At 35.4% G+C, this 22,643-nt stretch carries 30 protein-coding genes and 2 pseudogenes; 26 read left to right on the plus strand and 6 right to left on the minus strand.

The genetic code is table 11. The features are described 5' to 3' along the window. The first annotated feature begins 212 nt into the window (after nt 1-212). Genes BkAM31D_RS24165 through BkAM31D_RS24170 form a run of 5 tightly spaced genes read left to right on the plus strand, consistent with a single transcriptional unit; the run spans nt 213 to nt 2,450 of the window. Complete coding sequence (locus tag BkAM31D_RS24165) at nt 213-377, plus strand: hypothetical protein (protein ID WP_235820415.1); 165 nt, start codon at nt 213-215, stop codon at nt 375-377. Next, nucleotides 374-1,285: an endospore germination permease gene (locus BkAM31D_RS06580; RefSeq protein ID WP_257391634.1), complete on the plus strand. Its 912-nt coding sequence runs from the start codon at nt 374-376 to the stop codon at nt 1,283-1,285. Before BkAM31D_RS24165 ends, BkAM31D_RS06580 begins: the two co-directional genes overlap by 4 nt. Nucleotides 1,286-1,294: 9 nt before the next feature. Next, a complete protein-coding gene (locus BkAM31D_RS06585) occupies nt 1,295-1,648 on the plus strand; it encodes a hypothetical protein (RefSeq protein ID WP_066154440.1) in 354 nt (117 codons plus the stop codon). After that, nucleotides 1,636-2,100: a Ger(x)C family spore germination protein gene (locus tag BkAM31D_RS24940; protein ID WP_439951165.1), complete on the plus strand. Its 465-nt coding sequence runs from the start codon at nt 1,636-1,638 to the stop codon at nt 2,098-2,100. The genes BkAM31D_RS06585 and BkAM31D_RS24940 overlap by 13 nt, the downstream gene beginning before the upstream one ends. Continuing rightward, nucleotides 2,040-2,450, plus strand: coding sequence for a Ger(x)C family spore germination C-terminal domain-containing protein (locus BkAM31D_RS24170; RefSeq protein ID WP_235820423.1), 411 nt, complete (start codon nt 2,040-2,042; stop codon nt 2,448-2,450). The genes BkAM31D_RS24940 and BkAM31D_RS24170 overlap by 61 nt, the downstream gene beginning before the upstream one ends. A gap of 412 nt (nt 2,451-2,862) precedes the next feature. Here the strand turns inward: BkAM31D_RS24170 and BkAM31D_RS24810 are convergent, their stop codons facing one another. Next, entirely contained in the window at nt 2,863-2,955 is a 93-nt protein-coding gene (locus tag BkAM31D_RS24810) for a DUF421 domain-containing protein (RefSeq protein ID WP_371807186.1), read from the minus strand. Between the two features lie 359 nt (nt 2,956-3,314). Here BkAM31D_RS24810 and BkAM31D_RS06595 point away from each other — a divergent pair, with 359 nt between their 5' ends. From BkAM31D_RS06595 to BkAM31D_RS23900, 10 genes are all read left to right on the plus strand, one after another. Beyond that, a complete protein-coding gene (locus tag BkAM31D_RS06595) occupies nt 3,315-3,521 on the plus strand; it encodes a DUF1657 domain-containing protein (RefSeq protein ID WP_066154443.1) in 207 nt (68 codons plus the stop codon). A gap of 132 nt (nt 3,522-3,653) precedes the next feature. Continuing rightward, nucleotides 3,654-4,091, plus strand: a complete 438-nt coding sequence (locus tag BkAM31D_RS06600; protein WP_066154447.1) for a hypothetical protein — start codon at nt 3,654-3,656, stop codon at nt 4,089-4,091. Between the two features lie 14 nt (nt 4,092-4,105). Then, nucleotides 4,106-4,585, plus strand: coding sequence for a stage V sporulation protein AC (gene spoVAC / locus BkAM31D_RS06605; protein WP_066154450.1), 480 nt, complete (start codon nt 4,106-4,108; stop codon nt 4,583-4,585). A gap of 1 nt (nt 4,586) precedes the next feature. Next, nucleotides 4,587-5,603 (plus strand): stage V sporulation protein AD, encoded by a 1,017-nt coding sequence (spoVAD, locus tag BkAM31D_RS06610; RefSeq protein WP_066154453.1) that lies wholly within the window; start codon nt 4,587-4,589, stop codon nt 5,601-5,603. Nucleotides 5,604-5,659: 56 nt separating this feature from the next. Beyond that, nucleotides 5,660-5,950, plus strand: coding sequence for a stage V sporulation protein AE (gene spoVAE / locus BkAM31D_RS06615; protein WP_235820426.1), 291 nt, complete (start codon nt 5,660-5,662; stop codon nt 5,948-5,950). 10 nt (nt 5,951-5,960) lie between these two features. Further along, nucleotides 5,961-6,170 (plus strand): DUF1657 domain-containing protein, encoded by a 210-nt coding sequence (locus BkAM31D_RS06620; protein ID WP_084372187.1) that lies wholly within the window; start codon nt 5,961-5,963, stop codon nt 6,168-6,170. Nucleotides 6,171-6,184: 14 nt separating this feature from the next. Next, a complete protein-coding gene (locus BkAM31D_RS24175; protein ID WP_257391635.1) occupies nt 6,185-6,478 on the plus strand; it encodes a hypothetical protein in 294 nt (97 codons plus the stop codon). Further along, nucleotides 6,475-7,044: a DUF421 domain-containing protein gene (locus BkAM31D_RS06625; RefSeq protein WP_257391636.1), complete on the plus strand. Its 570-nt coding sequence runs from the start codon at nt 6,475-6,477 to the stop codon at nt 7,042-7,044. Before BkAM31D_RS24175 ends, BkAM31D_RS06625 begins: the two co-directional genes overlap by 4 nt. Nucleotides 7,045-7,130: 86 nt before the next feature. Then, nucleotides 7,131-7,619 (plus strand): DUF421 domain-containing protein, encoded by a 489-nt coding sequence (locus BkAM31D_RS06630; RefSeq protein WP_180319894.1) that lies wholly within the window; start codon nt 7,131-7,133, stop codon nt 7,617-7,619. Nucleotides 7,620-7,663: 44 nt separating this feature from the next. Beyond that, a complete protein-coding gene (locus BkAM31D_RS23900; protein WP_169801110.1) occupies nt 7,664-7,822 on the plus strand; it encodes a hypothetical protein in 159 nt (52 codons plus the stop codon). A gap of 308 nt (nt 7,823-8,130) precedes the next feature. Here BkAM31D_RS23900 and BkAM31D_RS06635 read toward each other — a convergent pair. The 4 genes and pseudogenes from BkAM31D_RS06635 to BkAM31D_RS06650 all read right to left on the minus strand — a co-directional run bounded on the left by BkAM31D_RS06635 (nt 8,131) and on the right by BkAM31D_RS06650 (nt 10,150). Then, nucleotides 8,131-8,581: pseudogene (locus BkAM31D_RS06635) on the minus strand (Pycsar system effector family protein). A gap of 79 nt (nt 8,582-8,660) precedes the next feature. Beyond that, complete coding sequence (locus BkAM31D_RS06640) at nt 8,661-9,215, minus strand: CBO0543 family protein (RefSeq protein ID WP_085449859.1); 555 nt, start codon at nt 9,213-9,215, stop codon at nt 8,661-8,663. Between the two features lie 303 nt (nt 9,216-9,518). Continuing rightward, nucleotides 9,519-9,989 (minus strand): annotated as a pseudogene (locus tag BkAM31D_RS06645) (Tn3 family transposase); the annotation flags it as partial. After that, complete coding sequence (locus BkAM31D_RS06650) at nt 9,959-10,150, minus strand: hypothetical protein (protein ID WP_066154473.1); 192 nt, start codon at nt 10,148-10,150, stop codon at nt 9,959-9,961. The gene BkAM31D_RS06650 and the pseudogene BkAM31D_RS06645, both read right to left, overlap by 31 nt. Nucleotides 10,151-10,482: 332 nt before the next feature. On the opposite strand from BkAM31D_RS06650, the gene BkAM31D_RS24815 reads away from it, so the two are divergent. The 10 genes from BkAM31D_RS24815 to BkAM31D_RS06695 all read left to right on the plus strand — a co-directional run bounded on the left by BkAM31D_RS24815 (nt 10,483) and on the right by BkAM31D_RS06695 (nt 20,065). Further along, on the plus strand, nt 10,483-10,899 hold the full coding sequence (locus BkAM31D_RS24815) for a recombinase zinc ribbon domain-containing protein (RefSeq protein ID WP_369692323.1): 417 nt from the start codon (nt 10,483-10,485) through the stop codon (nt 10,897-10,899). A gap of 190 nt (nt 10,900-11,089) precedes the next feature. Next, nucleotides 11,090-11,527 (plus strand): Hsp20/alpha crystallin family protein, encoded by a 438-nt coding sequence (locus BkAM31D_RS06660; protein ID WP_010891078.1) that lies wholly within the window; start codon nt 11,090-11,092, stop codon nt 11,525-11,527. Between the two features lies 1 nt (nt 11,528). Continuing rightward, nucleotides 11,529-11,702: a hypothetical protein gene (locus BkAM31D_RS23905; RefSeq protein ID WP_169801111.1), complete on the plus strand. Its 174-nt coding sequence runs from the start codon at nt 11,529-11,531 to the stop codon at nt 11,700-11,702. A 244-nt stretch (nt 11,703-11,946) separates the two neighbouring features. Next, nucleotides 11,947-13,311, plus strand: a complete 1,365-nt coding sequence (locus BkAM31D_RS06665; RefSeq protein ID WP_066154479.1) for a spore germination protein — start codon at nt 11,947-11,949, stop codon at nt 13,309-13,311. Nucleotides 13,312-13,330: 19 nt separating this feature from the next. Continuing rightward, on the plus strand, nt 13,331-14,413 hold the full coding sequence (locus BkAM31D_RS06670; RefSeq protein ID WP_066154482.1) for a GerAB/ArcD/ProY family transporter: 1,083 nt from the start codon (nt 13,331-13,333) through the stop codon (nt 14,411-14,413). Next, entirely contained in the window at nt 14,406-15,488 is a 1,083-nt protein-coding gene (locus BkAM31D_RS06675) for a Ger(x)C family spore germination protein (RefSeq protein WP_066154484.1), read from the plus strand. Before BkAM31D_RS06670 ends, BkAM31D_RS06675 begins: the two co-directional genes overlap by 8 nt. 77 nt (nt 15,489-15,565) lie before the next feature. Continuing rightward, nucleotides 15,566-15,997: a cell wall hydrolase gene (locus BkAM31D_RS06680; RefSeq protein ID WP_066154487.1), complete on the plus strand. Its 432-nt coding sequence runs from the start codon at nt 15,566-15,568 to the stop codon at nt 15,995-15,997. 820 nt (nt 15,998-16,817) lie between these two features. Then, on the plus strand, nt 16,818-18,320 hold the full coding sequence (gene zwf, locus BkAM31D_RS06685) for a glucose-6-phosphate dehydrogenase (RefSeq protein WP_085449748.1): 1,503 nt from the start codon (nt 16,818-16,820) through the stop codon (nt 18,318-18,320). 167 nt (nt 18,321-18,487) lie between these two features. Continuing rightward, nucleotides 18,488-19,381 (plus strand): phosphogluconate dehydrogenase (NAD(+)-dependent, decarboxylating), encoded by an 894-nt coding sequence (gene gnd / locus BkAM31D_RS06690; RefSeq protein WP_031538333.1) that lies wholly within the window; start codon nt 18,488-18,490, stop codon nt 19,379-19,381. A 345-nt stretch (nt 19,382-19,726) separates the two neighbouring features. After that, nucleotides 19,727-20,065: a hypothetical protein gene (locus BkAM31D_RS06695; RefSeq protein WP_174521909.1), complete on the plus strand. Its 339-nt coding sequence runs from the start codon at nt 19,727-19,729 to the stop codon at nt 20,063-20,065. A 36-nt stretch (nt 20,066-20,101) separates the two neighbouring features. Here the strand turns inward: BkAM31D_RS06695 and BkAM31D_RS06700 are convergent, their stop codons facing one another. Then, on the minus strand, nt 20,102-21,439 hold the full coding sequence (locus BkAM31D_RS06700) for a glucose-6-phosphate isomerase (protein WP_066154493.1): 1,338 nt from the start codon (nt 21,437-21,439) through the stop codon (nt 20,102-20,104). Nucleotides 21,440-22,000: 561 nt separating this feature from the next. On the opposite strand from BkAM31D_RS06700, the gene BkAM31D_RS06705 reads away from it, so the two are divergent. After that, a complete protein-coding gene (locus tag BkAM31D_RS06705) occupies nt 22,001-22,567 on the plus strand; it encodes a recombinase family protein (protein ID WP_066154495.1) in 567 nt (188 codons plus the stop codon). Nucleotides 22,568-22,643: the final 76 nt, after the last annotated feature.

Below are 22,643 nucleotides of genomic sequence, written 5' to 3' on the forward strand. Positions count from 1 at the left end.
TTAAAGTTTTATCAAAATGGATAACTAGGCTGGATGAACAAAATATACGCTAAGCCTTTGATGTGACGGGCTTAGCATTTTTTTCTTGCTCTAAGTTAGTCCGGCCGATATAAGCCAGGACTAGCTTAATATCAGATGAATAGAACGAAGTTGTTGAGGGAATTATAGCTCATGATGTTTCTATTTCCAATTGTTGGATTTGAGGTGAGTTTTTGCCTAAGATTACTCCTATTCAGTCATACATGATTATTATGCTTTCGGTTGGATTAATGAACCACGTGATTATTATCCCTTTACTACTCGAAGCATCAAAGCGAGATGCCTGGCTCGTAGTGCTTCTTGTTTTTGTCGCTTCACCTGTTTGGATTGGTGCTTGAACTACATCATTCAAAACACGAACAATCAACACATGAAAAAGTGGCTAGATCAGCACTTTGGAAAGTTTTTATCTGCAATCTTAGTAATTATTTATAGTTTGTTATTATGGCTCATGGGCTTTATTTCCTTAAAAGATACTCTAACATGGACAATCGCATCTTACTTGCCGCAAACACCGATACTAGTTCTTGCGGGAACCACACTTGTTGCATGCTTCTTTGCTGCTTTTCAAGGACTCCGTACAATTGCAATTGTGAGCGGAATATTGTTGCCATTTGTTGTTATTCTAGGTCATCTTGTGGCGATTGCCAATTTTCAGTTTAAAGATTATACCCTGCTTTTTCCTTTGTTAGAAAACGGGACAACTCCATTATGGAAAGGTGTTCCTTACGTTGCCGGGGGATTGCTGGAGTTGTCTTTCTTGATGTTGCTGATTCAGCACAAATTAACAAAAAAAACAGGATTTAAAAGCTTGATGTTGATGTGCTTCATCCTTACAGGACTTACGTTAGGACCATTAATGGGATCGATTGCTATATTTGGCCCTGATGAAGCGGCTAACCAAAGATACCCCGCTTACGCTCAATGGAGAATCGTGAGACTGGGAGAAGATGTGAAGCATGTCGATTTTTTTTCGATTTATCAGTGGCTATCCGGTACATTTATTCGTGTGTCCCTTTCTATCTATCTCTTGGGAGAATTGTGGAATTTACAAAAACGCAGATGGTTACCCGTGTTATTTGGCGCATTGGCCATGCTTGTTGCCATTTTGCTGCCGATGAGCGACATGGCTTTTCTAGACTCGTTAGGAAGATTTTATTTTCCTTCATTTTGTATCTTTACAGCAGGGACCTTGATCCTGTATATCGGTCGAATAATCATCTCAAGAATTAGCCAAAAGGAGTGACTAGCTAGGATGAATAAACTATTCCGACGAATGATAAGATTATTTGGAAATCAGGGGGCAGAAAGCAAGAGGCCAACGCCTAATACAGAGGCAACCGTCTTGCAACCACTTAATGAACAATCACTCATCCAACACTTTAAAATGTGTCAAGATGTTAAGCACCATGTTTACAAATTAAACCCTAATGATGAACAATCGAGAATCCTGTTGCTTTATTATGAGGGTTTAAGTGACAACCAAACGTTCATTCATGAAACTGCGCTTCCTCATTTGACCCGATTTTATGAAAACAATGGTTTTCATCATCAGGAGGAAATAGCCGATTCGAGTCAATTACAATTAGAACTCAAGTGCTGGAATTGATCAACCGTTATCGTGAAATAAGATACTTGGCCTGGCTGTTTAGTATAAGAGAGCCTCTTGAAGAAATCTTGCTGGCAACTCCATTTTTTAGATTATCGCCAAAGGCATCCATTCTTCACAATCCCGAGCAAAGTTTCAGACAGTTCTCTATCCTTGCTCCGGTCCGCCTGCAACAATTTGTACTGGACTCAAACGAAAAGGCTAGAACCAGTTATATACCGGAATTATCGCTTCGCAAAGGTCAATGGCAGGAAAGTAATAAACCAAAAGAGCTGCTTAGATATTCAGGCGTACAAGTATATGATCTAAACAATTATTATGGACGAATGGATCTTAAGGATTTGTCGGGAATGCCCTGGCTAAGTACTCACACGATCCGAGTACTCTTGATTTGTTTACCGAAGAGAAGCTTGCGGCTGTTCTTGTCGCAGAAAAACCCAAATATGAAGTGACTCCTATTGTGAAATTGAACAAGGCGTATTTCGATATTTCAGTAAAAGTGAAGGCGGGGATCAATGAATTGCATACGGACCTTACCGAAAAGGAACTCACACAAATGGCTCAGGAAAAAATAGAGGAGCAAATCCGCAAAACGTATCAAACTGCTTTTAAAGAGGGTATAGATATTTACAATTTGGGCGAATCTTTGTATCGCAAACATCCACATCAATGGAAGAGCATTGCCACAGGAAAACAGCAACTCGTTTTAAACCAAGATTCCCTGCGCCATGTAAAGGTTGAGGTGAATATTGTTTACCCTGGAAGATATAAATTACATGAACATGGTGAATCCACCTCGTGATTCTGGCAAGTGAAATTATTAACTCACCTTGCTTCTTCTGCTTAGCGTTGGGGAAGCAAGGTTTTTGTTTCCCAAAAAATAGTTTAACGTTGTAAATCCGCATTTTCCTGACGGAACCCCTTAGAGAAATATGTATGGTTCTTTAGTGCGTACTTAAAGACCATGAGCTATTAAATTAAGATCTTACTTAAAAAGGAACAGAGTAAATATAATCTGTTCTTTTTTAGTGTGTTAAGCAAAAAAACAAGAACCTTCCTCGTAATAAATCGAACAAATTTATAGAAACCTTACCTTCTTATTCACTGTCGACTCTTCCGTTTTATTCATAAAAGTGAGATTGTTATGTTTAATTCTACTGCAATGATTATCGGTAAATTTGGATGATCAGGATTTATGTTTAAATCTTTAGGTGTTAAAGCACGTATATAATTTTAGGGATTACACATAGTTGACCATTTAGTTCTAAGATAGCATATTCTATACCTTTAATATCTGGATAACCCAAAGAACAAATGCTCGATAATAATTCCGTTATAGAATAGCGAATTTGTTTTCAAGTTTTTTTGAACAATCTCTCCATTTTTTATTTAAATGGTCGGCTCCCCAAGGATCAAGCGAGATAGTGCTTCACATAGACTTAACCTAGATAGCATTATATAAAAAAATAACATAACCTTAATTGGAAAGTTTTTCATTTTTTCTCCTTTTGTAAAATCATTTCTGTATTTTATCTCGTTTCAAATAATAATATTCATAAATTTTTTTATAATAATTTGCTACAAATATCACCAATATAATCTCATCAATATAAATTGAAGTTATCACACTTCAAAATTCGTATTGAACCCCAAGGAGGATTTCCAAATGACAGTAGCAGCAAAAGTAAAACAAACATTAGCTGGATTAAAGAGCGCTCAGGCAAGCCTAGAAACGTTTGCACTTGAAACAGAAAATGAACAGGCAAAACAGCTTTTCCAACAAGCCGCCCAACAAACACAAGGAGTCGTTGATGGCTTGGAGCCTCGTCTTCAGCAAATTGAAGAAGAAGAGCCTCAATATAAACAAGAATAAGTTATTAGGGTGACTCAAACAAAAAAGGTCTGGTCGCATTTTTTTACAATAGTGAGCGTTATGCACAATTGTGTGTGGGCAGACTCTTTAGAGTCACCCTTTGTTATACATAACTATTATGAGAGGAGAAAAATGATGAAAGGGATAATCAACGGAATAATTGTGGTAAGCTTGTTAGCCGGTTGTCAAACATTAACAGGGACTGGATATGATGTAAGGCCAATCCAGTTATCAGAAACAGTCATTATTGATCAAGAACGCGCTGATGAAGCAAAGATAATTGTCCTCTCAATGGAAGAAGTAGTCGAAATTAAAGGTGTTTCAGATGAAGACAATATTTATTTGGCCCCAAAAGTAAAGCACTTTGACCGTTTCAGGTTAAAAAAAATTCGCAAACAAAGTCATGATGCTGTAAAAAAACGTTATCCACAGGCAACCGTTCATGTATCAACGGATCAAAAGATATTCATGGAACTTGAAAAACTAGAACAAGAGCTACAAAAAAGAACGATAAGTGAAAAACGATTAAAACAAAAATTAAAAAAGCTTGATGAAATGATGAAAGGATAATGAGGTGAACATAGATGTCTTCGAGTAAAAAGAAAAATGTAACTCCTGCTCAAGAAAAGTATCAGAAATTAGCGAGTAACTACGAAAAAAAACGTCCAGTTGTTCAAAACTGTATTCGAGCTTTTTTTATTGGTGGCCTTATTTGTTTAATCGGACAAGGCTTTCATGTGTTTTATTACACTTTCTTTGATTTCACTCAACGAACTGCAGGCGATCCAACAGTAGCAACGCTAATCTTAATTTCCGTTTTATTAACTGGATTTGGAGTATATGATCGATATGCGCAATTTGCTGGTGCTGGTACGGCAGTGCCTGTCACAGGATTTGCCAATTCAATTGCATCGGCTGCTATTGAACATCGAACAGAAGGTTATGTCCTTGGTGTAGGTGGAAAAATGTTTAAACTCGCTGGATCCGTTATTGTGTTTGGTACAGTGGCAGCCTTTTTTATTGCTATTATAAAGACGATTCTCATTCAATGGGGAGGGTTGTAGGATGCTAAGAGGCCATCAAACATGGGAATTCGAGAACCAACCAGTTATACTTTCAACCGGTACTGTTGGTGGTCCTTTTGAAGCCAAAGGTGAATTAGCCGACGATTTTGATTTATTACATGAGGATTTATGGCTTAAACAAGATTCTTATGAAAAGGCCCAAAAAGTTTTAATTGAAAAATCTATTTCGCGTGCCATTGAAAAGTCTGAATTACGAAATGAAGATATTCAATTTATGTTTGCTGGGGATTTAATTAATCAGATAACCCCTTCTAGCTTTGCCAGCAGAACTCTCGCTATTCCTTATTTGGGTCTATTTGGTGCTTGTTCAACATCGATGGAAGGGTTAGCACTAGCGGCTTTTCTCGTGAATGCTAAAGGTGCTGAAAGAGTGGTTACGGCTGCTTCCAGTCACAATGCAGCTACCGAAAAGCAATTTCGATATCCAACTGAATATGGAGGACAGAAACCCCCTACTTCACAATGGACCGTAACGGCTTCTGGTGCTGCTATTATTTCTAATGTTGGAGATGGTCCCGTTGTAACATCAGCTACGATAGGAAAAGTCATAGACATGGGTTTGTCAGATCCATTTAATATGGGCGGAGCAATGGCGCCTGCTGCAGCAGATACCATCGTTGCTCATTTTAGAGATCGAAACCTTCCACCAGACCATTACGATCTTGTTGCTTCTGGGGATTTAGGTGAAATTGGCCTTCCCATTGCAAAAGACCTTCTGAAGCAGAAAGGGTTGGATTTACCAGAAGATACGTTCCAAGACTGTGGTTTGATGATTTATCGTGAAGGACAACCGGTCCTTGCTGGAGGTAGCGGTGCTGGATGTTCAGCGGCAGTAACATATGGCCATTTATTAAATCGGATGAAAAGAGGCGAACTAAATCGAATATTAATTGTAGCAACAGGAGCATTATTGTCACCTCTATCCTATCAGCAACAGGAGACGATTCCTTGTATCGCTCATGCTGTTTCAATTGAGGCAGGAGGTGGAATGACGTGATTTTTATAACGGCATTTGTTGTTGGTGGCCTTATTTGTGTCATCGGACAAATCTTAATGGATGTATTTAAACTAACACCAGCTCATACGATGAGTGCGCTCGTTGTATCAGGTGCTATTTTGGATGGCTTTGGATTATATGAACCATTAATCGATTTTGCTGGTGCAGGTGCGACTGTACCTATTACAAGCTTTGGTAATTCACTTGTACATGGGGCCATGGCTGAAGCGGAAGCTAATGGCTTAGTAGGTGTAATTACAGGGATTTTTGAAGTGACAAGCGCTGGGATTTCCGCAGCGATCATTTTTGGATTTATTGCTTCACTTATATTTAAACCAAAAGGATAAAGGAGTTGAAATGATGACAGTAGGAAGTCAGGTTCAAGGATTACTTATTTCATTACAATCAATTGATGCGATCCTTTCATCACTAGCGATAAAAACGAAGGAACGTGAAGCAAGTGAAGCTTTTCATCAAGGTGCATTAAAAACCCGAAAAGTCATACAAGAAATCCAAAAAAGAAAGGGTCAAATTGAATTTGAGGAGCCACAATATCAACAAACGTAAAAGGAGGGATTAACATGCAAGGTTGGATTGAGGTTGCACTTCGAAGTTTCGTTGGTTTTATATTGTTAATTGCCATAGGTAGAATTTTTGTCAGAAAGCCCATTGGAGAAACATCGCAACTAGAATTTGGTCTAATTGCTGCGGTATCTATTATTTTAGCAATCGGTTCAATCCAGCTAGCGATACCGATCTCATACTTATTAGTTGCGTTACTCATTTGGGCCGGGGGACGATTGGAATTGCATTTTTCAGTCTTAAAAATGCCTCTTTCCGTTCAACCATTTTTGGGAAAGGTATTCCTATTATGAAAGATGGAAAAATTCTTGAGGATAACATGAAAAAGCATCAGTTAACTACTGACGAATTACTCCGAAAACTTAGAGCAAAACAAGTGTTTCAGGTGGCGGATGTTGAATTTGCTGTTCTAGAAGGGAATGGTGAGTTAAATGTTCTTGTTAAAAAAGAACAACAGCCCCTTACTGCGAAAATGTTGCATCATCATGTACCACCCGTTAAGGAACCTGAAACGGTTATTATGGATGGGAAAATCCTTCATGAACCATTGGCTACAAGAGGATTAAGTCAGGAATGGTTAAAAACGGAGTTAAAGAACATGGATGCCATTGTTGAAAATGTCTTCATGGCACAAATAGATGAATATGGTCAGTTAACAATTGATTTATTTGATGATATTCTTCAAGTACCACAGCCAACTGAATTACCATTGCTTGAAGCAAGCATCAAAAAAGTAAATGCCGATATGGAATTGTTTGCCCTTGATACAGAAAATGTACAGGCTAAAAAAACATATAAATGGTGTGCTGAACAAATGAAACAAGTTCACGATATGGTTTCTCCCTTTATAAAATCGTAGGTTATTATGTTGGGTTAGTAGAAGGATATATTTCACCTTTTCGTGTGACGTTGGAATATGTGATTTCGTTTATTAAAGCGCTAGGTATGTTTATTGTTGGGCTTACAGCTTTCCGTTTAATGGGCAGTCAAGCCGTTGGCAGATTAACTGATTTTGATCTAGTAGTAGCAATTGCTATTGGTGCGTTAATCGCTAAACCACTATCAGACCCGGATTTAAATCTGTGGATTTCAGTGGTTGCTATTTTAGCACTCGTTATCGCCCAGATCGTTTTTAGTTGGCTCTCCCTTAAAAGTATAGCCTTTGAAAGAATCGTCGCAGGAAAGCCTATCAAGGTGATTGAAAATGGTTCCATCATTATGAAAGGGTTACATAAAGCAAGATTAAGCAAAAATGAATTGAACGAAGAATTACGAGTAAAAGGATTTAAATCCCCTCAGAAGTCCAACAGGTATTTTTGGAACCCAATGGTAAGATCAGTGTGTTCGAGAAATCAAACCAGGAGCTGTCAAGCAAAGATCATGTTTAATACCTTTGCAATTCTGTATAAAATACAAAAAAACCGAAGAAAATAGGATTCTATTCTATTTACAAATTTTGATTTGGAGGAACTAGCAACATGTTAACGAATTATGAATTCTTTGTACCTGTACGAGTAAGACATAAGCAAAAGGAATTTGATGTGGAGCAGCTTTTTAACAACCCATTGATTCATCGACAAATTAAAGGCGATAAGGTCTATATACCTTTAGATACAAAGAGATTATGGGGATATTAATTTTAAAAAGAGCTTTAAATAATATATTTAGGATAGATAGGTGAAATACTAGAAAATAAAAGGACCACACATTTTAGGATAGTCTAATATGTGTGGTCCTTAATTTAATTTCTTATTGAACTAACGCGCCCTATTCTGGAATAAACAAAAATTATTATTCGTCATATTGTATCAAACCTGTCCTTTACTATGCCAAAACCAGTTAATACGGAAAGAGGTTTTTCTAAATAAAAAACCATTATCCATATATGATAAAAAACAAAGCAAATTAAAGACAACTTCAAAGTAGTAATACCCCTATTGTAATACTATTTTTGGATACAGATACAGCTATTAATATAAATTTGTGTCATCATGTCTTGCTTCCAATCTTTATCACAAGAATTATCTAGACGATATTTATAAGAGTCAAAACTGTTTTTCGATATATCCCCAAAAAATATTGGAAGGGGAAACCATTTGAGATTGGTGATACTTTTTTGAGTTTATTTTAGCCTTTAAACCATTCTGAAAAAACCATAATGATGTTACTAATAAGGCAACAGTTACACCAAAGAGTAAAAAAATAAGTGATTCATTCCAAAACATTAAAGTTTTTAAATGTTTCTTTAATGTTTTTCCTAGGTCCTGATTTGACAAAACGAATCCTAATAATACGCCTGAAGCGCCTAAGGCGACAGAAATTTTTGTATCCAAATTATTTATCCAAAATGAAATTTTTTGATATTCCTGTTCCAATTCTTCTTTTAAAACAAGCAAACTAAGTATTCAAGAAAAAATAAAATGGTTGGACTTTAGATCTAATATTGATTATTTCACTTTACTTAGTTGTAAAATCTTAAGGTTTAGATAAAGAGGCTAGTTTTAGTATGAAAGCACGAGTTACAATTCCAACAATGATGTAATACATGAATGAATATCTGTATCTCCACTCTACATAATTAACAAGATTGAACCACTCACAAAAAGGTTCACCAATAAAGGCATATGTTAGTGCCATAATAACCTGGGCTAAAATATAAAATTTCCATGTTCTAAAATATTGATATAACAACATGTAAGCTACAGGTACCATTTCAAAAGGAAAGGCCCAAGGAATAATCGGTAGGAATGCAATGGGGTAATCCCAAAAACTATATTGTGCACCAACTACATCTAATAAGGTTGTTATCATCATAATTATGGTACCAAATAATAAAATTTCTAAAATAATGTTCCGTTTAACAAGTTTAACCCATATAACCCAAGGCACAATTAAAAAACCAACTAACATCCACCATTCCCAAGTTAAAAACTCATTTTTTAGCCAACCATTTAACTCTAAATGATACAGCTTATCTTCTAATAAACGGATTTCTTTAAGATTTTCAACTATATTATCTATTGATATCACCACTATATTTTAATGAAAATTCATTACATTCCTAGCTCCGTTATAGTATGCCCTTTTTTTGTCATGTCTTTTCTTCTTAAATAAAAATTCCGTGCTAAAAGTTCTTTTAACACGGGTTTACTCCTTTTTAAAATGTTAAAAATCTAGATTTAAGATATATTAATTTATAATAATGGAGAAAGAAGGCGAGCACCTTGCTCAATAGGGGTCCTGCCGACAAAACGCGGATATTATACGGTAAGACATTTTATGGAAGTTAAAACCTTGATTTTTCTCCTTAGCGTAGAAAAATCAAGGTTTTATTTATATTCTAAGTGGGCGCAGGGAATGGACAGAGTTTGAAATCTCAGGTTTAAATGAATATTCACCTAAGAAGTTAATGTATTCCCATCCCAAAGGAGATATATGAGGAAGTAATTCCTCTTTATATTTTCCTGTTGTTTTCAAATGTTAAATTTCTTGTGATAGATACACGGTATTCCAAGTACTAATAGCATTTATAATGAGGTTTAAGGCGCTGGCACGTTGTAATTGATCTTGTAATGCTCTTTCTCTAAGTTCCCCATGTTTCCCAAAGAAAATAGCTCGTGCCAAGGCATTCATTGCTTCACCCTTATTTAATCCACGTTGGATTCGCCGACGTAATGTTTCGCTAGAAATATAATCTAAGATAAACAAGGTTTTATCTATACGTCCCATCTCCCTTAAAGTTGTTGCAAGGCTATTTTGACGAGAATAAGAACCTAGTTTTCCCATGATGAGAGAAGCAGAGATCCATCTTCAAAATTAACCCCATCTAATTCTGTAATATTAGCTTTAATCCATTCAAGCCGATTATGTAATGCATCCATTTTCTCTTCCAAGTATTCATCAACAGAAGGAGGTGCGATAAGTTCATTAAGATGCTTGTTTTGCTCCCATGTTTCTTTTGCCACTAAATAATTATCAAAATCTTGGTGTTGACGACTTCCTTTAGGGGTTCCGTCAGGAAAATGCGGATTTACAACGTTAAACTATTTTTTGGAAACAAAAACCTGCTTCTCCAACTCTAAGCAGAAGAAGCAAGGTGAGGTAATATTTTCACTTGCCATAATCACGAGGTGGATTCACCATGTTCATGTAATTTATATCTTCCAGGGTAAACAATATTCACCAACATGTGGGAAGCGGTGCAGCTTGAAATGGAAAGAAAAAAAACTTTGCAGAAAAACATGGCATTTCAAAGATTGATTATGCAACAGTAGACAACCCATTTGCAGGAAAAGTTATTTGTGGGCATTGTGGTAGCCCATTTGGAAGAAAGGTATGGAACTCTACCGATGAAAGGCTTAGAAGAATTGTCTGGAGATGTAATGGAAAATACAGTGTCAAAGGTGAAAAAAGCTGTCAGAACAAACATATTGACGATAAAGTCTTATACCAAGCTTTTATTAACACGTTTAATGCCATCATAGAGAACAAAGATTATTTTTTAGAAAAATGGCAGCAGAACATAGATAGTGAAGATTATTTACAAAAATATAGAGTAAGACAGTTTATTGAGCTCATTGAAAAAGCAGAGCCAATAACAGAGTTTGATTTGGAGTTATATTTTACATTGATTAGAAAGTTTACTGTATTTGAAGGGGAAAGAATTGTTGTGAGTTTGTTAGATGAAACGGAAATAGAATGTGAGATTGAGTAGATTATTATTGGTCTTGAAGGGTTTGTATTCTGCTATTTGGGTTGATTCTATGGAAGTTGTGTTAAAAGAAACACTCTAAAAATTGGTACAGATACGAATCCATTTGTACAGAACGTAAAGTAAAGGATTTATGAATAAACGTATACAAAATGGGAATAATATCTTTGAAAATAAACAAGGAGGATTGAATATGTCATTAGTACCTTATGATCCATTTAGACAATTATCAAATATGAGAAGAGAATTCGATCGTTTCTTTTCGGAATTACCAATTTCGTTTGACAATGAACATGGTATAGGTGGGATTCGAGTAGATGTTCATGAAACTGAGAATGAGGTTGTGGCAACATGTGATTTACCTGGTCTTGAAAAGAAAGAAGATGTAGATATTGATATACAAAATAACAGATTAAGCATTAGTGGTTCTATCAAGCGTACCAATGAAATAAAAGAAGAAAATATGTTAAAAAAGGAACGCTATACAGGTCGTTTTCAACGTATGATAACACTTCCAAGCCCCGTTTCACATGATGGGGTTAAAGCTACCTACAAAAATGGAATACTTGAAATAACAATGCCAAAAGTGGCGAAGGACGTAAAAAAGAAGATAGATGTAAGTTTCCAGTAACATGAGTAAATTGCTACCGGTCATGAAAGATTTCGGGTATGACTACATGCAGGAATTAGCTAAAGAAAGTCCTGATTTGGTGGATTTGATAATTTTAACTATTCATTCACCTGAACAACAAAAGAAAAAGGTCATTTCTGAGTTAACAGATAATATTAAGAAAAACTTTTTATAAATCTGATAAGGATCATAGGCTTTATATAAGCTAATAAATAATCATTATAGTACCTAAATTGTAATTAATTCATCGAAAGAGAAAGACAGGTTAAATAACTTGTCTTTTTTGTTTTACAATTAACAAAAGATTATTTGGTCAATTTTTGTAATAACATGTTTTCTATAACCAACATAAATAATTATGAATAACAATACCATAATTTTGTAATGCTAACTGTAAACTAACATTTTGAGAGGATATTATGTACATAAATAAAAACTTATCTGTACATGTCAAAGATCGATTAGATTATTGTGATGACTTAGTAATTAGGACATTTCCAGAGTTGAAAATTGAGGTATTATATTTTGGTCATCTAGTAGGGGAAGAAGAGTTGAAAAATAACATTTTACAACCTTTTTCAAATACAAATGATGAGGAAGTAAAAATTATATTAAGAAGAAAACAATATCAACAAGAAGAAGATATTAATTTAATGGTTAAGGGAGTACTTGAAGGAAAAGCATTAATAATATACCAAAATTCACTTGCGTATGTAGTGGATATTTATGTTCCTAAAACAAGAAGTGTCACTCCAGCAGAAATGGAAACAGTAATTGTAGGATCGAAAGAAGCCTTTATAGAAGATATTGGAACTAACTTGTCTATGATTAGGAGAAGGGTTAAATCAGACTATTTAAAAGTTATTAGTTATAACATAGGTACCATCACACAAACGAAAATGTATTTGTTATATATTGAGGGGATCACTTCTCCTATATTAGTTAAAGGATTGCAAGAAAAGATCAAAAACATTGATATAAAAGGAGTTAATGACTTAAATCAAGTGATACAGTATTTAGACAAGAAGCCGTTATCTGTTTTTCCGCAGTATTTTACGACGGAGAGACCAGATGTCTCGACATCTAAGTTACTTGAGGGCAGAGTTCTTTGTTTAATGGATGGCAGTCCCTACTCATTATCAACCCCAACAAATTTCTTTGAATTCTTTCAATCGCCAGATGATTATAATCAACGGTGGTTACTTGGTACTTTATCTAGGTTATTAAGATTTGCTGCACTATTTATAACATTATTCGCTTCCGCTTTTTATGTAGCAGTGTCAATGTTTCATTATGAGATTATCCCTGTTCAATTACTTCATGAGTTTATTCGATCAAGAAGTAAAGTACCATTTAATCCAGTAATTGAGGCATTAATTATTGAAGGTATTATTGAATTGTTAAGAGAAGCAGGAGCAAGACTGCCTTCTAAAATTGGACAAACAATTGGCATAGTTGGGGGAATAGTAATTGGTACCGCGGCAGTAGATGCTGGTTTTTCAAGCAATGTTCTAATTATTGTAGTTTCTATATCTGCCATGTCATCTTTTGTAGTACCACATATCATAATGACAGCATCTTTAAGAATTACTCGATTTTACTTTATTATTCTTGCATCCATTTTTGGTTTTTTTGGGATCATTTTTGGATTTACTATTTTAGTGATTCACCTCTGCAGGTTAAAGAATTTAGGGGAGTATTATTTAAAGCCTATATCCCCACTATCTTTGAAGGATATAAAAGATACCATCATTCGTGCTCCTTATCAGTTTTTTAAGAAATAGGTTAAGGAGGGAGCCTTATATGCAAACTGAAAAATTGAAACCGTTCTATCTCTTTTTTATTACTTATATGACTCAAACGGGTATAGTGCTCTTTATGTTACCTAACATGATAGCCAATTATTTTGGATATAATGGTTGGTTAATGATTATACCCATTTCAGTTTTTGCTATGATTCAAATTGGATTAATTGCTGGAATTTATTATTTTAATAAAGGAAGTTCAATTTTTCAAACAATCGAGACTTCTTTTTCAAAGGTGAATATTATTGCCAAACCTTTGTATCTTTGTTTGAGTATATTTTGGTCCGTTTTTTCCATTACAGTTGCAAAACAATATGTACATGTTATGAAGTTTTTATACTTTCCACAAACAAATATACAATGGTTTTTACTGTTAACATTAATTCTTACGTATTACCTTGTGACAAGTGGAATCGTAACAATTGCTCACGTCTCTACATTGTTTTTCTTCTTATCAGCACCAATTATATTGCTTTTAATTTATTTTGTTCCCGATTTCTCTTTTTTGCGATTTTCTACCTTTGTTTTTAATGAACATAATGACTTTTATGGAGGCATGATAGAGGTATATACAGCATTTCTAGGGTTTGAAGTAACACTATTCCTGTTTCCTTACATAAAAAAAGAGAAAAAGATTTTTAAATACGTGTTTTTGGGGCACCTGTATACGACATTACTATATTTGAGTTTAACGATTTTTTGTTACGGGTTTAATAGTTTCCAACAATTAAATTATCAAGTTTATCCCGTAATAAATTTATTGCAGTATATAGAATTTGACTTTATTGAACGATTGGACTCCGCATTTTTTATATTATTTTATTTGAAGTTAATAATTACTATAACGATGTATATATGGATTAGTTTAGTTACGTTTAAAAGAGTTGTTATGTGGAGTGCTCAACGTAGTGCTTTTGTATTATTGGTAGTTGGATACTTAGTGACATTACCATTTGTCACCAAAAATGAACTTACTTCTTTGTTATCTTTATTAGCAAAAGTTCAAATACTAATATCCATTTTCTTACCACTGTTAGTATTGACAATTATATTTTTAAAAAGAAGGAGAAAACATGTCTAGAATCTTACTAATTATTCTAATATTGTTGGTACTACCGGGATGTAGGGACCAAAAAATTGTAGAAGAGTTAGGGTTTATTCATACAATAGGTTATGAGTTAATTGAAGAAGGAGAAAATTCAGGGAAACTTGAAGTGACAATATCTCTACCAGTAGCAGAAACCTTAAAACAAAAGACAATCACTACAGTGGTTGAAACTCCGAAGGAATCTCCTATATTTTTAAATAAAAAAACAGCTAAAAATTTAGTTTCCGGGCAAGTTCGAAGTATTTTAATTGGAGAGAAACTAGCAGAAAAGGGAGTATGGGATTTAATTGACACATTTTATCGAGACCCTGTTTCAAGACCTACAGTAAAACTGTCAATAGTAAAAAGCAATCCAAAACAATTATTATCAAAGGACTATTCAGAATATCAAATGGTTGACATTGTAATCGAAAATATTCTAAAAAAAGAAGCAAGGTTAAATACAATTCCTGAAATGGATATACATAAATTTGCAAAAGATTACCTAGACGATGCTATTGATCCTATTGCTCCTATTATTTTACAATCGGAAGACGGAATAATGTCGGACGGAATAGGGTTATTTAGTGGTGACCAGTTAAAAACAACCATACCAGCCATACAAGCAAGAATCTTTTTTTTACTAACTGGAGAGTTTAAAGAAGGTGATTTATTAATTAAAAACGAAGAAGAAAAAGTATTATTTAGTTTTATAACGAATAAAAGAAGTATAGATGTTACACTAGGAGATAAAGAAGAAATAGATGTGAAGTTGTCAATTGATTTTAAAGGCTTCTTACTGGAATACCAAGGAAATAAAGACATCACTAATGAAAAAGAAATAGAAGCATTAGAGAATTACATTCAAGAAAATATTGAAAATCAAATACGAGATATATTGGAAACTATGAAGGAACATCAAATAGATAACCTCGGTTTAGGAAAGTATATAAAACAAAAAATGGATTATCAAACATGGAAAAACTTGGACTGGCCCAAGACAATTGACAGGTTGAATGTTACCCCTAGTGTTACCGTTAAAATAATTGATACCGGGATGGTTAAATAAAAAAATTTGCTGAGTATTTATCATGGCTTTAATGAATAGTATTTAAGTACGACTTAGTTTATGCAAAGGAGGGCATCATGGCTGTAATAAAGGCAAGTTATAATGATAAAAGACTTCTAGCAAGACTTATCCGTGCGGAAGCAGAAGGTGAAGGGGAGCAAGGAATGTTATTAGTCGCCAATGTTTGTGTAAATAGAGTACGAGTAAGGTGTTTAGATTTTGTTGATATTAATTCTGTAGAACGAATGGTTTGGCAGTCCCCTGGAGGATTTGAAGCCGTACACCATCCATACTTTTATCAAAGGGCAAGAGAAAAAGAAATCAGATTAGCAGAACGAATAATTAATGGTGAAAGGCATCATCCAGCAGAACGAGCACTATGGTTTTTTAGACCGAATGGCACTTGCCCTGCCCAGTGGTGGAATCAGTGGAACAGTGGCCGATATAAACTTCATTGCTTCTACTCACCTGTTGAATCCGAATGTCCAGATGTATATAGGGTTTATTGAATATAACAATAATCTCTAAGAAAATTGTAAAGAAAAATAAACAAAAGAAACTTAAGCAAGCTTAAGTCAGACTGTAGACAAACTCATGAAAATTGAGTTTGCTTACAGTCTTTTTTGATTTAAACTTGTATTAAGAAAATCTTGAGGTGATAAATATGGGGTACCGTCAGGAAAATAGGCTTAGCGTTGTAAATCCGCATTTTCCTGACGGTACCCCAAGGTTGAAAAAACACAACATTTAATAAAAGAATCAGTTACTAAAAAGCCAAGGGCAGCGAATCTTGTATAATCGCTGTCCTTGGCTTTTCACGCTTGGTATTGGATTCAAGTTTATAGTATTATTTTTAACACTATGTTATACGAATGTATCTATATGTTAATAAAGTGCGTACTTTCAAAAGTATAACATACGTAATATACTGATTTTGCTCAAGTAATAGCGAGCTTAAAAAATACTACCAAACCTTAAGGGAATACTGCTACAAGTATGGTGAGATGAAGTGAAACTTCATTTAATAATTTATACATGTTGTTGCTTTTTACGAAAGGAGAGGTCCGCATGGGAAAGTTCAAAACTAAGCAGCGAAAAGTTTGTGAAAGATGTCTAACCATCACCATAAATAATGAAACCTGTCCAAAATGTGGACATTCTCAATTAAGAGATATCATTATTACCGGACAAGCTGGGAGAAATAAACGAATCTTACATCCAAAAGTAGGATAACGCAATAGCGAAAATCCCTGTTGTTTTGTAGGGAAAACGAAGAAAATCAGGCATTTTTCCATTTAAAAATGCTTTGAAAAAGTGGAGGAATGAAAAGTGGATTCTATGACGTTTGTCTTATTTGGGGCAACTGGGGATTTAGCTAAGCGAAAAATCTACCCTGCCTTGTTTAATTTATATTTGAATCAAAAATTACCAGATTCTTTTTTGATCATTGGTGTAGGAATAGACGAAATGTCTGATGTTGATTTTCAAAACCATGTAACAGACTCGCTATACACTTTTTCTAGACACTTGATAAATGATAAATCCGAAAAACAAGAGTTTGTAAAGGCATTTCGTTATTGCCAATTAGATTTCACGAATGCTGAAGGGTATAAGAAGTTAGTTGAAGTCGTTCAACAAAATGAAAAAGACCAGAGTATTGAAGAGAATCGAATGTTTTATCTTTCTGTTGCTCCTGAATTCTTTGATGTAATTGCTTTAAACATAAAGAAGAGTGGCTTAGGTTCGACAAAGGGATGGAAACGATTGATTATCGAAAAACCATTTGGGTATGACTTAAAATCTGCTGAAGATTTAAACGAAAAATTAAGCAAAGCTTTTGAAGAAGACGAAATTTTTCGGATTGACCATTATCTCGGAAAACCAATGGTTCAAAACCTTGAAGCCTTGGAATTTGCCAATCCTGTACTGCAATCACTTTGGAACAATCGGTTTATTGCCAATGTGCAAATTACGGCTAGTGAAACGGTTGGTGTAGAAGAGAGGGCTGGTTATTATGACCAAGCAGGCGCTATTCGTGATATGGTTCAAAATCATATGCTACAGCTGTTGATGATGACAGCCATGCATCTCCCAAAACAGATTAGTGCAAAAGATATCCGTAATGAGAAAAGAAAAGTTATGGAATCTCTGCGACCATTACAGAAAAATACTGTAGGTATCCACGTCGTTCGTGGCCAATATGGATCAGGTGAAATAAACGGTACACCAGTAGTCAGATACTTAGAAGAACCTGGCGTTGATGCTTCTTCTAAAAACGATACATTCGTCGCTGCTCGTCTATGGATTGATAATTCCTTCTGGGACGGGGTCCCATTCTATATCCGGACAGGAAAAAGAATGACGGAAAAATTAACGCGGATTGTGATTGAATTCAAAAACCCATTAAAGAATTTGTATACCAATGAAATCCAAAATGCTGAACCCAATCTATTAGTTATTAATGTAAGTCCTAATGAAGGTGTTTCGTTGCAGTTAAATAGTAAAAACCCGATAAATGGAAAATTAGAACCTATTGTTGTTGATTTTTCAGCGAGTAAAAAAGACGTGCCCGAAGCATATGAACTCTTAATATTTGATGCTCTGCGTGGGGACTCTACCTTCTTTGCTCATTGGGACGAAGTTGAATTATCTTGGAAATGGGTACAGCCCGTTTTAGAGGCGTTTGAGGAAAATGCCCTTCCACTCCACCTATATCAAGCCGGTTCGATGGGGCCACAAGCTGCTTCGCAATTATTGGAGGAGGATGGTTTTAAATGGTGGGAAACTAGGGGGGAGTTTAATCCGCACCTCCCTGGAAGGCTATTGGTATGAAGAGAGCAAACCGAGGTTGGATTTGACAGATAATTGTTACGCGATTTACCCAAGGAACTTAAAGTATTTGTTGAATCCTTATGGTTCCATAAGGAGACCATGAAGAACAACAAATGGGTAGCATAATAATACAGGCTATTTTTTGTAATTTAAAGGAGGAAACTCAAGTGAAAGTAGGATTAATTGGATTAGGGAAAATGGGTATGAACTTAGGAAAAAACTTAATTGACAATAAACACCGTGTAATGGCGTTTGATCTAAATACAAATACTATTGAAGAAATTAAAAAATACGGAGTTGAAGGAGCATCCAGTTTACAAGATCTTGTTCAATCATTAGAAAAGCCACGAGTTGTTTGGATAATGGTCCCACACTCAGTCGTTGATTCAGTTATTAGTGAAATCACACCATTTCTAAGTGAAGGAGATATCGTCATTGAAGCTGGTAATTCGCATTATAAGGAATCCATTCGTCGTTACGAACAGTTGAAGAAAGTTGGAGTGAGCTTTATGGATGCCGGTACTTCTGGGGGGATGGAAGGTGCTCGCTATGGTGCTTGTTATATGATTGGTGGAGATCCTGAAGCATGGAGCATTGTCGAGCCGATTTTTAGAGATACAGCTGTAGATAATGGGTATTTATATGCTGGGAAATCTGGTAGTGGCCACTTCTTAAAAATGGTCCACAATGGAATAGAATACGGAATGATGGCCGCCATTGGTGAAGGATTCGAAGTCCTGGAAAAAAGCGATTTCGATTTTGACTATGAAAAAGTGGCACGGGTGTGGAATAACGGTTCTGTCATCCGCTCATGGCTCATGGAATTGACAGAACGCGCATTTTCTAAAGATGCAAAATTAGATGAAATTAAGGGCATTATGCATTCTTCTGGGGAAGGGAAATGGACAGTTGAAACCGCTTTGGATCTTCAAACAGCTACCCCTGTTATCGCTATGTCTTTACTAATGCGTTACCGTTCATTAGACAATGATACATTTACAGGTAAAGTGGTAGCTTCCCTTCGTAATGAATTTGGCGGACATGCTGTGGAAAAATCATAAAGTCATCTGCTGTATATGTCTTTCGTTAAAATGAGCCGGAAATTCATTGGATTTTTAGTTTGGTATATCCCAAAAATTGGTATATTTACTTAAGTCGTTGATAGTGCTAACTATGTTGATTGAAGCGGAAGGAGCGAGACTCCTCGAAAATGCATTCACATTTTCTCGTGCGGTGCCTATTCACGGATGATGATTCAACGTCCTGCGGGAAAAACATGACAAGGGAGACCCGCAGCCGCACAGCGCCGAGGAGGCTCCCGGCTCGCCCGCGGAAAGCGAGCACCTGGAGCCAACAGACAAGTTTAACAGAGCCAAAAAAATAAAACAATATTGAGGTGTGACATCATGAACGTATTGGATGCAAAAATCATTAACACACAATATGGTTTAGAAACCTATTTAGACATGGTGAAGAATATCGAAGTAAAAGAACTCCATTCTCCATCAGATAATGAGCCCTTTTATGAAATAGTATTAGGGATAGAGTATTTTCTTCTAAGGGACGGAAAATATTATGATAGTGAAAGGAATTATTTTCGGATTCAAATGAGCGAAGATTTTAATTCAATCACGTTAAGAGAGACAGATACCGAAAGTTTATTTGCTGTCAAAACCGAACACGAGAGAGACTCAACTAAGCTACTGGTTGGAGAATGGCTTATAAAAACCAATGGTTTTTGGTAACAATCTTTTTATTAATACAAAACCAATCAGATATAATTATTTTGATAAACGCTCCATGAGAGTAGCTTTTTCTGCTTCAAAACCAGGTTTGTCAAGTAAAGCAAACATATTCTTCTTGTATGCTTCGACTCCAGGCTGGTCAAATGGGTTAACTCCTAATAGATGGCCACTAATCCCACATGCCTTCTCAAAAAAGTAAACCATCTCACCGTAAGTGTATTCATTCATTTCATCCAGTTCAATCACGAGATTAGGTACTTCTCCATCTATATGGGCCATAAGGGTACCCTGAAATGCACTTTTGTTGACTTCATCCATCGTCTTACCTGCCAGGAAGTTTAATCCATCAATATTTTCTGGATCCTCCTGAATAGTCACTTCAATTCGAGGTTTCTTAATCTGTAAAACCGTTTCTAAAAGGTTTCGTCGACCTTCTTGTACATATTGCCCCATGGAATGCAAATCCGTTGAAAAATCAACGGAAGCAGGGAATAGCCCCTTTTGATCTTTTCCTTCACTTTCCCCAAACAGCTGCTTCCACCATTCCGATACGTAGTGAAGGGAGGGCTCATAGTTAACAAGCACTTCAATTGCTTTTCCCTTATTGTAGAGTACATTTCGGACCGCAGCATACTGATAGCTCTCATTTGTCAATAAATCAGGATTGTTGTATTTACGGGCTGCTGCTGCTGCCCCTTCCATCATATGATCAATATCAAGTCCTGCTACGGCAATTGGTAAGAGACCAACTGCTGTTAGCACAGAATACCTTCCACCTACATCATCCGGAATAACAAACGTTTCATATCCTTCTTTGTCCGCAAGCTTTTTTAATACGCCTTTTTCCTGATCTGTAGTGGCAAAAATACGTTTTCTCGCCTCTTCTTTTCCGTATTTTTTCTCCATATAGTCACGAAAAATACGGAAAGCAAGGGCTGGCTCTGTCGTTGTTCCTGATTTGGAAATGACGTTAACAGAGATATCTTTCCCCTCTAATAGTTCAAATAAATGAGATATATAAGTAGAACTGATATTGTGACCGGCAAAATACACTTTTGTCTTATCGTTCATTTGGTTATGAAAGCTATGGGACAAAGCTTCTATAGCTGATCTTGCACCCAAATACGAACCACCAATACCAATTACAACCATTGCGTCTGAATGTTTCTTGATTCTTTCAGCAGCTTGTTTAATTCTTTCAAATTCACTCTTATCATAGTTTAGTGGCAAATCGACCCAACCAAGATAATCAGAGCCGGGGCCTGTTTTTTCATGTAGCATTTTATGAGCCACTTTTACAAATTCACTTAGATTATCTACTTCACTCTTTTTCATAAATGCTAATGCATTGGAGTAATCAAACGAAATAGTCATACATTACTTCCCCTTTCAATCAAATTTAGCTTAGCTGCTTCAATCGGAGATCCTTCTCCGTAAAAAAGATCTCTCGGCATAGTAAAACGTTTCATGTTAGTGCATTCTCCTTTTCTACAGTATATAAGGGAAGTTTTTAAAAACACATTTAAACTCCCCCTTTTCAATTTTGAAAAATCCTTAGTGGGACCGTGTAATTATCAATAGCGTACATTAAAAGATAGTTAGTATTAAGAAAACTCAATGGTCCCTCTCTACATCGGCACTTAGTATGTCTTCTGTTTTGATTTCAAGTAATATTTCCAAGAATCTTATCGTTCCTAATACTTTTCGAGTGTCTCCCTCATTTTGAACATTCTCCATTTTCTTTTGTTGGATCAGTTCACTTATTACTTGCTTGAAAGCATATTTTTTGTAACAATATTTATGAGAAATACTGATGCTTGATTTTACTAATTATATAGGTTACCAAAAATAATTACCAAAAGTTTTACCAAATACTTTTACAAAAATGATGTCTCTTGTACAATTAGATTATTAAATTGTGCAGGAGGCTTCTTTATGATAATCGGTTATGCTCGAGTTTCGACAGTTGACCAAAATTTAGACCGACAAATTATATTACTTTCTGAGTACGGCTGTGAAAAAATGGTTCAAGAGAAATTTACTGGGACTACAAAGGATAGAGATGGACTTAACTCATTGCTAGATGTAATAAGGAAAGGTGATACCGTTGTAGTAGAAAGTATTTCACGCTTAGGGAGAAAAACACTTGATATTCTTTCTATTATTCAGCAATTCGAGGATACTGGTGTAAAGTTCGTTTCTATTAAGGAGAACATGGATACAAGAACATCAACGGGAAAAGCCATGTTTCAAATGATGTGTGTCATCGCAGAGTTAGAAAGAAATTTAATTGTAGAAAGAGTTAAAGAAGGGTTAGAAGCGAGTAAAAGAAGAGGAAAAAAACTAGGAAGGCCTAAAGTGGATCAAGGGAAAATTGAAATAGCCTTGAGGATGTATGACAGTAAAGAATACTCGGTAAAAGAAATTGTAGAAGGTACAGGACTTTCACAGGGATCATTATATCGAGCGATTAATAAAAGAAAACTAGTAGAAGCAAATTAATAATCTCTTATATTTTTAGGGAATTATGTGACGGACTAGGGCAGCTACTCTGTCACCACCCCCAACTTAATTTGAA

Source organism: Halalkalibacter krulwichiae, from assembly GCF_002109385.1.
GTDB lineage: Bacteria > Bacillota > Bacilli > Bacillales > Bacillaceae_D > Halalkalibacter > Halalkalibacter krulwichiae.